The sequence below is a fragment of the Chryseobacterium sp. GM_Chr_2 genome, assembly GCF_026540445.1.
Classification (GTDB): domain Bacteria; phylum Bacteroidota; class Bacteroidia; order Flavobacteriales; family Weeksellaceae; genus Chryseobacterium.
In genome coordinates, this window is sequence record NZ_JALNUD010000003.1 from 62,697 (window position 1) to 75,945 (window position 13,249).

Genomic DNA, 13,249 nt, shown 5'->3' on the forward strand with positions numbered 1-13,249 from the left:
TCAAGAAACTAGAGCTTTTTAATCTTCAGTTTCATATATTCAGAAACCTCTTCATTGCTTGTGAGAAACAGCTTTTCAAAGGCTAAAAGAGATATTTTTGCACACACTTCAGCATCATCACCCGCTCTGTGATGGTTAAATTTTATTTGATGATAATCTGCCAATTGTTTTAGGCCATATTTAGGCAAATAATTCCAAGATTTTTTTGCTAATTGAATGCTACACAAATAATTTATGTTTGGTGTAAACATACCATAATGCTGTAAGCAACCACGCAATACTCCCGCATCAAAACCTGCATTATGGGCAATCATCAATGTTCCGTACATCATTTCCTGAACTTCATACCAAACTTCGTCGAATGTTGGAGCATCTTTTACATCTTCCGGACGAATGCCATGAACTTGAATATTAAATGGATTAAAATAAGGAAAACTAGGCGGTTTTATCAGCCATGTTTTAGTTTCCACAATCTTTGAATCCTGTACAATACAAACGCCAATTTCACACGCAGAACTTCTGTCGTGAGTCGCTGTTTCAAAATCTATTGCACAAAAATCCATTTAAATTATTTAAAGTTTAATGTTTAAAATTCAAAGCTAATTTCTAAATCCTATTTTATTTTTCGTCCCAAAAAATGCTTGAATATCAACCATTTTGTTTGATAAAAGTCTTCTTTCTGATGCTTTTGTCTACGTTTCCAAGTTCCGGAAGCCTGACCATAAAATGCGAAATGTGCTCTTGCCACTGCCCAAAGATGAGAAAATCCGTTTTTGAAAGCAAAATAAATAGAAGCAACTCCATCCAACCATAATCTGAAAAATATCAACCAAATGAGTTTCGGAAAAGGTAAATTTTTCAACATCATGGAAAGATTATTTCTGATGTTTAAATACGTTTTCTGAGCACTTTGTTTATTTAAAGTTCCTCCGCCAACGTGATATACTTTTGATTTTCCGGTATAAAAAATTTTCTTTCCGGAATTGACTAATCTCCAGCAAAGATCAATTTCTTCCTGATGGGCAAAAAATCTTTCGTCAAAACCTTTCTGTTCCCAAAAATCTTTAGAACGGATAAAAAAACAACATCCCGAAGCCCAGAAAATTTCTGTTTCATCATCGTATTGACCTTTATCTTCTTCTACATCATCAAAAACTCGTCCTCGACAATATGGATAACCCAGATTATCGATTAATCCACCAGCAGCTCCGGCAAATTCAAAATAATTTTTATTGTTGAATGATAAAATTTTAGGCTGAATAGCAGAAATCGATGAATCTTTTTCAAATAAATTTAAAACAGGTTCAATCCAGTTTTCGGTAACTTCGACATCGGAATTGAGTAAACAATAATATTCAGCTTCAATATGTTTTAAACCTTCATTATAACCTCCTGCAAAACCATAATTTTTATCGTTTTTAATAATTTTTACACTGGGAAAATTTGATTGTAAAAAATCAACTGAATCATCTGTTGAAAGATTATCAATCACATAAATATCAGCATTTTCAGAGTAGCGAATAACGCTTGGTATAAACTTTTCAAGCCAGCTTTTTCCATTCCAGTTTAATATGGCAACGGCAATTTTTTTTGACATTTACAGCTAAATTTTTTCAGAGTCATATTGTTTTATAGAATCCTGATATTTCCATTTTCGGTGTGACCAAAGATAATTATCAGGACGCTTGTGTAAAGTGTTTTCCAATAATTTATGAAATTTTTTCACCACTTCATGTTCCACGAATTTTTCACCGTCAGGATAAATTCTGTGATAGTTTACCTGATAAAATCCACGCTTCACCTTTTTCATTTCACAATAGATGAAAACAAGGTCAAGTCTGGTCGCCAATTTATCATATCCTAAAAAAACTGGGGTTCTTTGATTAAGAAACTCCAAACCATAGGTTACACTCGCTGAATGTGGAGTTTGGTCTGCCACAAACATATAGGCAGAACTCCCGTTGTTTTTGTTTCTCAAAATATTTCGGATGACTTCATTCGCTTCCAATGCTTCATTTCCGAATTTGTTTCGCACCTTCTTCATCTGATTTTCCCAAAAATCACTGTTTACTTTTCTGTAAACGGGATGACAATGATCCTGAGGGATAATTTTTGCAAAAGCATTGATCCACTCCCAGTTGAAAACATGGCCGGCAAGCATAATAATATTTTTACCTTCAGCTTTTGCTTCGTGAAAAACTTCTTGGTTAATATGTTGCATTCTTACCCTCGATTCCGTTTCAGAAATGCTAAAAGACTTCACGGTTTCCACTAAATAATCAGAGAAATTGCGATAGAATTTTTTCTTAATTTCTTCAAGTTCTTGTTCTGATTTTTCAGGAAAGGAATTTTTTAAATTTTGAGTGATTACATTTTTTCTGTAACCTACTAAGTAATAATTCAAAAAGAACATTATATCCGAAAAAATATATAATACTTTTAGCGGGAGCTTAGAGATTAGGTATAGTATTTTGATTAGGAAATTCATAAAACATGCAAATTTAGTGATAATAAAATTATGGTTCTATTTTTGCTTGTAATAAGTATTATTTTTTTACTTTTATGTTATGAAAAAATTGTCGTTGGTAGCTGTTTTGGCTCTAAGCACAATGGCTTGGGCTCAGACTACAAATAAACCTGCAGAAAGCAAAAATTCTGCGGATAAAGCATTATTGGTAAAATCGGATGCAGCAGAATTAGAAGCAAAGAAAAAATCTGCAGAAGAGAAGGCGAAATTACCAAAACCTTATGATCCGAAAGCAGATGCACAGGCAGATATTAAAAAGCTTGTTGTGCAGGCTCAAAAAGAAAATAAGAAAATTTTAATTCAAGCAGGTGGAAACTGGTGTATTTGGTGCTTGAGATTTAATAATTTTGTTCAGTCTACACCAGAATTAAAAGAAATTGTAGATAAAAATTATCTATATTATCATTTAAATTATTCTCCGGACAATAAAAATGAAAAGACTTTTGCTCAATATATCAATGTGAAAGAACAACAATTTTATCCTTTCTTTATTATATTGGATAAAAATGGAAAGAAGATTCATGTTCAACAAAGTGAAATTTTAGAAGAAGGGAAAGGATATAGTAAAGAAAAAGTAAAGGAGTTTTTACAGAATGGAAAAATTCTTTAAAAAATATCCGTTTGACATGTCAAACGGATATTTTTTTAGCTAAAGAAATCTTTTAATCCAGCTTAATTTTTTCTCAGAATAGGGAGGATATTTAATATTGGGTTCGCCCCAAGTTGCTCTATCAAGAATCGCTTTTTGATGTGAAAAGGTTTCAAAACCGAATTTACCGTGGTAATTTCCAATTCCTGAACTTCCAACACCTCCAAACGGAAGATTTTCATTTCCTAAATGCATCATGACATCATTGATACAACCTCCACCAAAAGAAATTTTCTGCTTGAAATTTTCTTTTTCTTCAGAGTTATTGGTGAATAAATAAGCGGCTAGAGGTTTTTCCAATTCTAAAATTTCATTTAAAATAGTATTAAAATTATTGAAGGAAATAACGGGCAAAATAGGTCCGAAAATCTCTTCCTGCATCACATCATCTTCCCAATTAATATTCATTAAAATGGTGGGTTCGATGAATAATTTTTCTCTATCAAAATTTCCTCCGAAGTAAATTTTATCTTTATTAATGAGCTTAGTAAGCCTTTCAAAATTCCTTTGATTGATAATTCTTGTGTAATGCTCTGAATTCGGTTCATATTTAAATTCCTGAATATATTTTCTCAGCATTTCCAAAAACTGCTCCTTAACGGATTCTTCAACTAATAAATAATCAGGAGCAACACAGGTTTGTCCGGCATTTAAAAATTTTCCCCAGACAATTCTTTTGGCAGCGACTTCAAGGTTTGCTTCTTTGGTAATAATTGCCGGAGATTTTCCACCTAATTCTAAAGTAACTGGAGTTAAATTTTTAGCAGCAGCTTCGTAAACGATTTTCCCGACCTTTGTACTTCCGGTGAAAAATATTTTGTCAAATTTAAGTTTTAATAATTCTGTGGTTTCATCAATTCCGCCTTCATAAGCATATAAATATTCAGGTGGGAAATTTTCACTGATGATTTTCACCATTGTTTTCATTGTATTTTCTGCAATTTCACTTGGTTTTAGAATACAGCAATTTCCGGCTGCTAATGCTGCAATAATAGGCGAAAGCGATAATTGATAAGGATAATTCCATGCTCCGATCACCAAGATATTTCCTAAAGGTTCGGAATGAATTCTGCTTTTTCCAATTTGGTTTACCAGATTAGTTCGTACTTTTTTAGGTTTTGAAAGTGACTTTAAATTTTTCAAATAATAGTTGATGTCATTTAAAATAAAGGAAATTTCAGTGGGGAAGGTATCAAATTTTGACTTCCCAAAATCTTTATAAATAGCTTCATATAAAAGATTTTCGTTTTGTAAAATCACATCCCGAAGTTTTTCAAGATACATTTTTCTGAACCGGATATTTTTCGTTTGCTGTGTTTTAAAAAAATCTTTTTGTTTTGATACAATTTCCTGAATTTCCATAAACCAAATTTCAGGAATTATAGCAAATTTTCTGCCTAAAACTTAGAGCCTGTTTAAAATCTTGGTTCAGTATTTATTTTAGATTATCATGATCTTTTTTTTAACGCAAAGATTGTATGTCTCTCTGCATATTTTTAGATAGCAAAGGCAAATGAATTTGCTTCGCGAAGCTTGAAAATACAGCTTCATCAAATCAACTTGTTGATTCTTCTTTGCTCACTAGAATATACCTTGCTGTATATTAAAACTTTGCGTAAGAAATAAGTTTTAGATAAAATCCTTATTAAAAGTAATAAAGGCAATACAAATAAAATTTAAACACGCTCTTACATAATATTTCTCACCGCAATTTTCACCGGATTATAAAGTAAGATCACCAATGCCGTAATTAACGCTAACCAGAATAATCCTGTGAAAATCTCCATATTAGAAAGCAAAATAGCCTGTGCATTGATTTTAGCTTTAAAAGCTCCAGCCGTCATCGATATCGATTCATTGATCGGAAGTTTAGCAATCTGACTTCCGAAAACCTGATTCCATTGTGAATAAAAAACTGGATTGGTATCTGTAAAATTTGAACTTATTGTATCCGAATGTTTCAACGTTAAAAATAACATTAAATTCTGCATCAAAGCATATCCAATGGCGGTTGTCCAGAATCTTGTTGCTGTTCCGACTGCCGTTGCGTTGGAGACGTATTGTTCCGGCATTCCTGCGATTAAAAAGAAAACCAAAGGGGTGAAAAGCAGTCCTTGTCCGACGCCCTGAAGAAACAGTGGCGGACAAATTGTTTGCAAAGTAGTGTCGGGATAAAAAGTGTAGGTAAACCAGGCACAATCAATCGCAAGAATCATAAATCCGGTAAAGAAAACCAACCGCGAAGATGCTCCTTTTGTAATACATAAAGCAGAAAGGAAAACTCCTAAAAGACTTCCCGCAACATTCCAGTACTGGATTTCTACGATATAATCCCACGGCCATTTCCAGACCGTTGCCATCACTGTATATACATTATTAATAGAGGCTCTCAGAATATAAAAAATAAAAAACAGAATCACTCCGGCAATCAGATTTTTTGAACTGAAAACTTCAAAATGAAAGAACGGGCGAGGCTGATTTCTCTGTTTTAACATAAATAAGCCTCCGAAAAGCAGAAAAATCAGGAAGCAGAAAATGATAATGTCAGATTCAAACCACATCAGTCTTTTCCCGTAAATTAAAGCATAACCGCCTGCCTGAAGACATCCCCAAAGCAAAAACCAGCTTGTAATATCCAGCTGATAGAGTGGTTTTTTAGGGAAAAATCTGTTTTTATTGAAGATCGCAAAAGCAATAATTAAAACAAATACATGAAAATAAACCATCATTAAAATCATGTGCTTAAAGTCATAATCTTCAATGCTCGATTTCATCAGAGAGGTCGTTAAAGTCCCACCAGTTAGAATAATCGTGTACATAAAAGTGTAGGCGATCTCTTTGGCATGCCTTGTTTTCAGCTCGGCGACAATCAGCGGAAGGAAAATGGCGCCTTCCATCACTCCGAAAACCCCTTCCAGAAAGCGGATCACCAAAATAATATGATAATCACTGGTAACCGAAAGTCCGTAGAGAATAAGAATGGAAACGGAAGACATGAGCAGCGTATAATATTTAACGCTGAAATACGCCATAAACCGCTGTATAACTAAAAGGGTAACCACAAATGTCCCGTACATCAAAATCATTAAGTATTGGATATCGTCTGAATCTACATCCATAAAAGAAGATGTGAAGGCGCTATTGGAATGCAAAAGCGACAACAACATCAAGTGGGGAAAAAGCGCCAAAATAAGAAGCGGCAGTTTCAGCCATTGTGGTACCCATTTATGATAAACTGTATTATGTTGCATGATTTTCTTTAAAAAGCGAATCTATGATGATTGCCAATGGTATTTTGTATTAAATCTGTTTAAATTTTTTAGGAGCTTTTTCCCGCTTTCCACTGTATCTTTTTTATTACGGGCTCCGCTTCGCTGCGCCCGCAACAAAAAAGGATGCCGTTTCAATCGGGGCTAGGGTTGTGGTCGTTTCTACCAATATTTATCATTAAAAAGAGCTTGTCATTCTACATAAATCTCGGCTTGAATCTTTCCGATAGAATTCAAATACAATGTTTAGATTCCTACGGAATGACAAACTTGCTGGAAATAGTTTCTTAAAAGTTTAAACTGAATCATTATAATAAAAAGCGAAAAGACAAAAAGGCAAGGTGTAAAAAAAGTAAAAGGTAAATGGCAAAAATGCAGAAGAAAAAATTTTGCAGATTCGCAATTTGCTATTTTGACTTTTCGCTAAAAAAATAATTTAATTTGAAAATTTGAAAATTCTTGGGTTGAAGATTACTCTAAAAACCTCCGACTCTCAAACTCTATATCTTCTTCGCACTCACCAGAACATTCATCCCGGAAAGTAGTTTTTCGTTGTTTTGGTTTTTATCAAGAAGAATTTTCACTGGAAATCTCTGCTCGATTTTTACAAAATTTCCTGTTGCATTATCAGGTTTTACCAATGAAAACTGTGAACCTGAAGCCGGAGAAACCGAAAGTATTTTTCCTTTAAATTCCACGTCTGGATAAGCGTCGGCGGTAATGATAACTTCTTTACTTTGGTCGATTTGTCCCAATTGCGTTTCTTTATAATTCGCAATAATCCATTTTTCTTTGCTCACGATCTGCACCAAAGCCTGACCTTCCTTGATCAACTGACCTTCCTGAATGGTTTTCTTACCAACCCAACCATCGTAAGGCGCGGTAACCACCGTATAAGAAAGAAAAAGTTTAGCATTATTCAGGCTTGCAGAACTTTGCTGAATCTGACTTTTTACAGGGGCAACTTTCGTTTCCTGTTCGTTCACACTTGCTCTCACTGCATTTTTTTGTTGTTCCAAAGCTAAAAGATTGGCTTTTGCCTGTTCATAAGATGCTTTTACATTTTCAAATTGTTGTTCGGTGGCAGCATCTTCGTCGACCAGGTTTCTGTATCTCTTAAAATCCTGTTCGGTTCTCCAGATATCAATCTTTGCTGAAGCAATTTTAGCATCAATAATCTTTGTATCGCTTGCTTTTGTATTTACACCGCTTTCAATAGTGCTGATATTTTCTGAATTGGCATGAAGATTTGCTTCGGCCATTTTTACCTGATTCACAAATTCGCGGTTGTCTATTACAATCAAAGTATCGCCTTTGTGAACAAACTGATTTTCGTTAAACTTAATGATTTTAATGAAACCTGAAACTTTACTTGAAACAGGCGTAATATATTGTTCGATCTGTGCGTCGTTGGTGGTTACATTTTTTCGGGAAAAAAGATAAAAGCTTACCATCCCTGTAATTCCGCTGATAATAAGGATCCACGCCAGTAAAGTAATCGTTTTGTTAATTCTTTTTTCTTTTCGTGTTAATTGCTTCTGTGCCATAGTTTTTATAAGTTTCCAATCGTGTATTGGAGTTGATAATATTTAAGTTGTCTGTTGATTTTTACGGAAATAAGATTAGATTGAGCTTCTAAATAAGCATTATCGGCATCGATCAGTTCGGTGATTAAGCTTAATTTGTTAGCGTATTTTGTTCTTACAATTCTATAGTTTTCTTTCGCTTGGGTAATCGCTTCTTCTGAAATTTTTACCTTTTGATCGGTTTCTTCAAACTTTTTGTAAGCTTCGTAAACATTGTGTCTAATATTTTCCTCATTTTCTTCGATCTGAAGTTTGGCTAGGTTAATATTTTCCTTTGATTCCTGCATTTTGTATTTATTTTTATACAAATTTTCGATAGGATAGGTAAGATTCACGCCTAACATTCCCAAACGGTAAGCATAAGGTTCGGGAGGGAAGAACATCATGTTTGGATATTTTAAAAAATATTCACCACCTGCGGTAATTTTCGGTAAATAATTCGCTTTTGTAATTTTCTGATCTAATTCTTTTAACGAAAGGTTTTTGTTTGCCATTTCAACCGATTCGTTTTTATGCAAGGCGGTTTCTGTTAATTCGTCTATATAAGGAATTTCTGCATTTTCTGAAATTAAATCTTCCGTATCCACGTGCATTTCCTGAGTTTCCGGAAGAGAAAGAATGGTTTTCAGTTTGTGTTCTGCGATTTGAATGTCATTATCCAGCTCTGTCCAGCTCATTTTATGATTGGAAAGCTGTAAAGATGTTCTCAACACTTCATTTACGGTTACCACACCGTTTGCTTTCAGTGATTTTACCTGTTTAATGTTGACCGAATCTTCTTTCATTTTATCATTAATTAAACTTTGTTGTTCTTTTAAATGATGAATCTGAAGGAAAGCGGTAATGATTTCCATTTTCAGCTGTCTTTCGTCTAAATGTGTTTTTAATGAAGAAATTTCAGTGTCAATGGCTGCTTTTTTCTCCGTATTTTTTATTTTCCCACCCATATAGACAGGAATTGAAGCTGATAGGGTGAAATCATACATCCCGTTGATGATGTTGTACTTTGTCGCTTTTGAAAAAACGCCGTCTTCATGCTGGAAAAGATTAGTAACCTGATTGTAGCTGGTATGAAATTCAATGTCCGGAAGTTTTTCCATTTTAAGATCTTTCTCTTTGGTTTCGGACATTTCGTTTTTTAAATGGCTTATTTTAATATTTTTATTATTCTTTAGGCCGATCTCTATAGCCTCTTGTAAGGCGAGATGCTGAAGATCTATCACTTGTGATTGTAAATTAAAGCTTATCAATAATAAGCACAACGCTATGCACTGATATTTGCATGCGTTAAATATCATATTCATAATTAAATTAAAGGTTTTTTGCTAAATTGATTTTGATAGTGCAAAGTTACGCGGTGTTATAGAAGACTCTATTTATTAAAACAGAAAAAGATTTTATCATTTACGCCAAAATGAAATTTTCTTATTATCTTTATTTTATGAATAACAGTCATTTTGGAGCCGTTGAAGAAGACGATGCCGAATTTTATATTTATAACGTCCTGAAAGGAGGGATTAAAACCGATGTTCATTATCACGGTTCTTCACAATTGGTGTATGCTGAAGGCGGCATTATCCATATTTTTACAGATTCCAAACACTGGTATCTGCCTGCCCGTTGCTTTATGTGGATTCCGGCACACACTCCTCATTATATTTTTTCTACCAGTCAGAACGTAGATCTTTTCAATTTATATTTTAAAGAAGAGGAATCTGAAGATGGCTTTTTTGATGAAATCAATATTTATTCGGTGAATCATCTTCTGAGGGAAATGATTTTACATACAAAAGACTGGGATGGGAAAATCACAAAGAATGATGTTAATAAATATTATTTTCTTAAAGCTTTAAAAGGAATTTTATTTGAAAAACGAGAAAAAAGAACCGCTTTTCCTGTGCAGCATCCTTTCCCAAAAGATGAAACTCTGTTAAAGATTGCCCAATACATTCATGCCAACTTAGAAAAGCCTCTAACAATCGAATCTACAGCGAAAGAGTTCGGTATGAGTACAAGAACGCTTTCAAGAAAGTTTAAAGAGATTTTAGGGATGAATTACGTTCGTTTTCTGCGTGCTTTGAGAATTACACGCTCTTTAGAATTGATGTTGGAAGGAAAATATAATATGTATGAAATTGCCATGATGGTGGGGTATAACAGCCTTTCATCCTTTAGTAATATCTTTAAAAAAGTGATTGGAATTCCGCCGACTGAGTATATGCATAAGCTGAAAGGGGAGGATTGAGTGGGTATGTTATAGGGTTGGAGTGGTTGAGAGTTTGAGGATTCTGTTTCTCTAAATGACACAAAAAAAACCACTTCAAACGAAGTGGTTTATATGTTGAGAAAATTCTCTTTTTGATTAAGCTTCTTCAGAAGACTCTTCAACTTTAGCAGCTTTAGGAGCAGCTGGTTTTGGAGCTTCTACCGGAGCGTCAGATACGATATCGAATTCGAAGTTATATTCAACGTTTCTGTGTAATCTGATGTTAGCAGTTACTTTACCAGTTCTCTTAATAGTGTTTCCTGGAATTTTGATGTATTTCTTCTCAACAGATACTCCAGCTTTTTCTAGAGCAGCAGAAAGATCTGCATTGTTGATAGATCCGAATAATTTGTCACCAGCACCTACTTTTGCAGGGATCGTAACAGAAGTTTTCTTCAATTTATCAACTACAGTGTTAGCAGCAGCGATTAATTTAGCTTCTTCTTCTTTTCTAGCTTCCAAAGTAGCTTCTAGAGCTGCAATGTTTTTAGGTGTAGCTAAAAGTGCAAATCCTTGAGGGATTAGGAAGTTTCTTGCATAACCAGGCTTTACGCTTACTGTGTCGAATTCAAGACCTAAGTTTTCTACGTCTTTTTTAAGAATAATGTTCATTGTTGTTGTCCGTTTTAAGATTGAAAAATTAAAAGATTGAAAAATTGAAAGATTAAGAAATTCCTAATCTAAAATCCAAAATTTAAAATCTCAATTCCGTTAGAATTTAATTATATATTCAGCAACAAAAAGCCAAAAGCATGAAGCTAATGGCTAATTGCAATTTTTTATTTCAATAAATCAGCTACGTATGGTAGTAAAGAAAGGTGTCTAGCTCTTTTGATTGCAGCAGAAACTTTTCTCTGATATTTCAAAGAAGTACCAGTGTATCTTCTTGGTAAGATTTTACCCTGCTCGTTTACGAACTGTAATAAGAAATCAGCATCTTTGTAATCAACGTGCTTAATTCCGTATTTTTTGAATCTACAATATTTCTTTTCAGATTTTGTATTGATATCAAGCGGAGTAAGGAATTTTACTTCTGATTCTCCTCCAGCTGAGGCTTGTTTAGCCATATCATCTATTGCCATGTCTTGTCTTTTTTAAAAATTGGGTTAATTAATTAAGCTTTAGCTGCTTTTACTTTAGCTCTTCTTGTTACAGCGTACTCTACAGCATGCTTGTCTAGTTTTGTAGTAAGGTAACGGATAACTCTCTCGTCACGCTTGAATGCTAATTCTAAATCAGCAACTACAGAACCTTCACCTTTAAATTCGATTAAAGTATAGAACCCATTCTTTTTCAATTGAATTGGGTACGCTAATTTTTTTAATCCCCAGTTTTCTTTAGCAACGATTTCGCAGTTCTTTTCTTTGATAAGATCTACATACTTGTTCACTGCTTCCTCCACCTGAGCTTCAGATAGAACGGGAGTTAAAATGAAAACAGTTTCGTAATTGTTCATAATGTTAAAAAATTTGTTAATTATTTCGAGGTGCAAAAGTAGAAAATATATTTGTAATATGCAATATGTCTGTGAAAATGATTAAACAAAAAAAGACCTGCAAAAGCAGATCTTTAAAAATTTTATGTTTAAAATGATTATTTTTTAATCACTTTTGCAGATTGCGAGCCGTTTTCTGTTTGCACCGTCACGATATATGATCCTGAAGTTAGTTTAGATAAATCTACATTAAATTTAGTCTGATTAATTTCAGAAGTCAATACATTTCTTCCTGTAGCATCAAACACGCTGATTGATTTTACTTTAGACTGAGACTCAATATTCAAAATATCAGTTACAGGATTTGGGTATACTTTTAATGAAGCATTTTTCTTAGCCAATTCATTGGTTGATAACGAAGATGCTACAACATTTACGGTGTAATCTTCTGCTTGCCCATAATCTCCTCCTAGACAAGGGTTTATGCCAGCAGGGCTTCCAACGCTGTTGTCGGTCTTTTTAACTCTCATTCTGGTATTTCCAGTTAAAGCATTTGCCGGAACTGCAATGGAGTGTACAGCTTGTAAAGCATCTAACCCTGTAGAGTTCTGAATGGTTTGTGTAACCTCATACACTTCACCTGGATCATTTAACGTTCCGTTTTGATTCCAGTCTATAAATACAACAAAAGAGTTTAGATAATTTCCTCCTGTATTTCCTTTTAATGTAATATTATAAGAATTTCCTTGTGTTACAGTTGCGATTTGGGATAAGAAATACTCATGGCTATTTCCTACATAAGCTTCGTCGGAAGATGGGTTATTGATACCTGCAAAATTTACGAGTGTTATCGGCTCATCACCATCAAATCCCCAATCAGAATCTGCAAAAGTTAATGGTCCACAATAATTGATTTGTTCTGTTGCTGTGCCTTCTACAGAAACGTCATCAAGGTACAATGCTGCTCCATCTGAACCTACATACTGAAATGCTATTTTTACATTTGGATTATTTTTATAGTTGCTTATATTTAAAGCAACAGAATTTAAACCAAACGAGGGAGCTATGGAGGGTAAATCTGTCTCTGTCCAAAGCTGCGTCCATGTTGCCCCGTTATCAGTAGAAATTTTCACAAAAACATCGTAATTGTTATTAGGAGTAATAGACCAGTATGCACTTAAACCAACTTTAAAGTTTAAATAATAATAGGTAGCATTACCTAAAGCAAAAGATGGAGAAACCAGCCATTCATTCTGTTGCCCCATATCTTCATCATAATCTACTGAAGCTGCGTTGGAGCCCGAGCTTAAAGATGTAATTCCCCAGGTTTCATTTACATTTGTTTGTTGTACAGTCCACGTCGACGGGAGTGTCGGAGCATCAAAGTTTTCACTTAAAACAACTTGTCCAAAGCCTAAAAACGGCAGGATCATTGCTCCTAGGTAGAGTAATTTTTTTCTCATGATTCTTAATATTTTCTGGTTTGAACCAAATATAATGAAAAAACATAGAAATAT

The 13,249-nt window shown here is 34.0% G+C and carries 13 protein-coding genes; 2 read left to right on the forward strand and 11 right to left on the reverse strand.

Going from position 1 to position 13,249, the window contains the following annotated elements; translation table 11 throughout:
- Positions 1-8 precede the first annotated feature (8 nt).
- The 3 genes from OXQ85_RS05830 to OXQ85_RS05840 are packed head-to-tail and all read right to left on the reverse strand — an operon-like array spanning position 9 to position 2,488.
- A complete protein-coding gene (locus tag OXQ85_RS05830) occupies positions 9-563 on the reverse strand; it encodes a 3'-5' exonuclease (protein ID WP_267402883.1) in 555 nt (184 codons plus the stop codon).
- 50 nt (positions 564-613) lie between these two features.
- Positions 614-1,597 (reverse strand): glycosyltransferase family 2 protein, encoded by a 984-nt coding sequence (locus OXQ85_RS05835; RefSeq protein ID WP_267402884.1) that lies wholly within the window; start codon positions 1,595-1,597, stop codon positions 614-616.
- A 6-nt stretch (positions 1,598-1,603) separates the two neighbouring features.
- Positions 1,604-2,488, reverse strand: coding sequence for a lysophospholipid acyltransferase family protein (locus OXQ85_RS05840; protein ID WP_267402885.1), 885 nt, complete (start codon positions 2,486-2,488; stop codon positions 1,604-1,606).
- 79 nt (positions 2,489-2,567) lie between these two features.
- On the opposite strand from OXQ85_RS05840, the gene OXQ85_RS05845 reads away from it, so the two are divergent.
- Positions 2,568-3,137, forward strand: coding sequence for a thioredoxin family protein (locus OXQ85_RS05845; RefSeq protein WP_267402886.1), 570 nt, complete (start codon positions 2,568-2,570; stop codon positions 3,135-3,137).
- A gap of 39 nt (positions 3,138-3,176) precedes the next feature.
- On the opposite strand, the gene OXQ85_RS05850 is transcribed toward OXQ85_RS05845, so the two are convergent.
- The 4 genes from OXQ85_RS05850 to OXQ85_RS05865 all read right to left on the reverse strand — a co-directional run bounded on the left by OXQ85_RS05850 (position 3,177) and on the right by OXQ85_RS05865 (position 9,254).
- Complete coding sequence (locus tag OXQ85_RS05850) at positions 3,177-4,556, reverse strand: aldehyde dehydrogenase (RefSeq protein ID WP_267403247.1); 1,380 nt, start codon at positions 4,554-4,556, stop codon at positions 3,177-3,179.
- A 308-nt stretch (positions 4,557-4,864) separates the two neighbouring features.
- On the reverse strand, positions 4,865-6,427 hold the full coding sequence (locus OXQ85_RS05855; protein WP_267402887.1) for a hypothetical protein: 1,563 nt from the start codon (positions 6,425-6,427) through the stop codon (positions 4,865-4,867).
- Positions 6,428-6,945: 518 nt separating this feature from the next.
- Complete coding sequence (locus OXQ85_RS05860; protein ID WP_267402888.1) at positions 6,946-7,992, reverse strand: HlyD family secretion protein; 1,047 nt, start codon at positions 7,990-7,992, stop codon at positions 6,946-6,948.
- 5 nt (positions 7,993-7,997) lie between these two features.
- Positions 7,998-9,254: a TolC family protein gene (locus OXQ85_RS05865; protein WP_267402889.1), complete on the reverse strand. Its 1,257-nt coding sequence runs from the start codon at positions 9,252-9,254 to the stop codon at positions 7,998-8,000.
- 191 nt (positions 9,255-9,445) lie between these two features.
- Here OXQ85_RS05865 and OXQ85_RS05870 point away from each other — a divergent pair, with 191 nt between their 5' ends.
- The gene (locus OXQ85_RS05870) at positions 9,446-10,276 is read left to right on the forward strand and encodes an AraC family transcriptional regulator (protein ID WP_267402890.1); all 831 of its coding nucleotides are present in this window, start codon (positions 9,446-9,448) and stop codon (positions 10,274-10,276) included.
- Between the two features lie 117 nt (positions 10,277-10,393).
- On the opposite strand, the gene rplI is transcribed toward OXQ85_RS05870, so the two are convergent.
- From rplI to OXQ85_RS05890, 4 genes are all read right to left on the reverse strand, one after another.
- Complete coding sequence (gene rplI, locus OXQ85_RS05875) at positions 10,394-10,909, reverse strand: 50S ribosomal protein L9 (protein ID WP_267402891.1); 516 nt, start codon at positions 10,907-10,909, stop codon at positions 10,394-10,396.
- Between the two features lie 167 nt (positions 10,910-11,076).
- Positions 11,077-11,379: a 30S ribosomal protein S18 gene (gene rpsR, locus OXQ85_RS05880; protein ID WP_267402892.1), complete on the reverse strand. Its 303-nt coding sequence runs from the start codon at positions 11,377-11,379 to the stop codon at positions 11,077-11,079.
- A gap of 32 nt (positions 11,380-11,411) precedes the next feature.
- The gene (gene rpsF / locus OXQ85_RS05885; RefSeq protein WP_267402893.1) at positions 11,412-11,753 is read right to left on the reverse strand and encodes a 30S ribosomal protein S6; all 342 of its coding nucleotides are present in this window, start codon (positions 11,751-11,753) and stop codon (positions 11,412-11,414) included.
- Between the two features lie 137 nt (positions 11,754-11,890).
- Entirely contained in the window at positions 11,891-13,195 is a 1,305-nt protein-coding gene (locus OXQ85_RS05890; RefSeq protein WP_267402894.1) for a GEVED domain-containing protein, read from the reverse strand.
- Positions 13,196-13,249: the final 54 nt, after the last annotated feature.

Coding starts and splice junctions, on each gene's coding strand:
- OXQ85_RS05830 (WP_267402883.1), bottom strand. CDS start 563: ATGGATTTTTGTGCAATAGATTTTGAAACAGCGACTCACGACAGAAGT.
- OXQ85_RS05835 (WP_267402884.1), bottom strand. CDS start 1,597: ATGTCAAAAAAAATTGCCGTTGCCATATTAAACTGGAATGGAAAAAGC.
- OXQ85_RS05840 (WP_267402885.1), bottom strand. CDS start 2,488: ATGAATTTCCTAATCAAAATACTATACCTAATCTCTAAGCTCCCGCTA.
- OXQ85_RS05845 (WP_267402886.1), top strand. CDS start 2,568: ATGAAAAAATTGTCGTTGGTAGCTGTTTTGGCTCTAAGCACAATGGCT.
- OXQ85_RS05855 (WP_267402887.1), bottom strand. CDS start 6,427: ATGCAACATAATACAGTTTATCATAAATGGGTACCACAATGGCTGAAA.
- OXQ85_RS05860 (WP_267402888.1), bottom strand. CDS start 7,992: ATGGCACAGAAGCAATTAACACGAAAAGAAAAAAGAATTAACAAAACG.
- OXQ85_RS05870 (WP_267402890.1), top strand. CDS start 9,446: ATGAAATTTTCTTATTATCTTTATTTTATGAATAACAGTCATTTTGGA.
- rplI (WP_267402891.1), bottom strand. CDS start 10,909: ATGAACATTATTCTTAAAAAAGACGTAGAAAACTTAGGTCTTGAATTC.
- rpsR (WP_267402892.1), bottom strand. CDS start 11,379: ATGGCAATAGATGATATGGCTAAACAAGCCTCAGCTGGAGGAGAATCA.
- rpsF (WP_267402893.1), bottom strand. CDS start 11,753: ATGAACAATTACGAAACTGTTTTCATTTTAACTCCCGTTCTATCTGAA.
- OXQ85_RS05890 (WP_267402894.1), bottom strand. CDS start 13,195: ATGAGAAAAAAATTACTCTACCTAGGAGCAATGATCCTGCCGTTTTTA.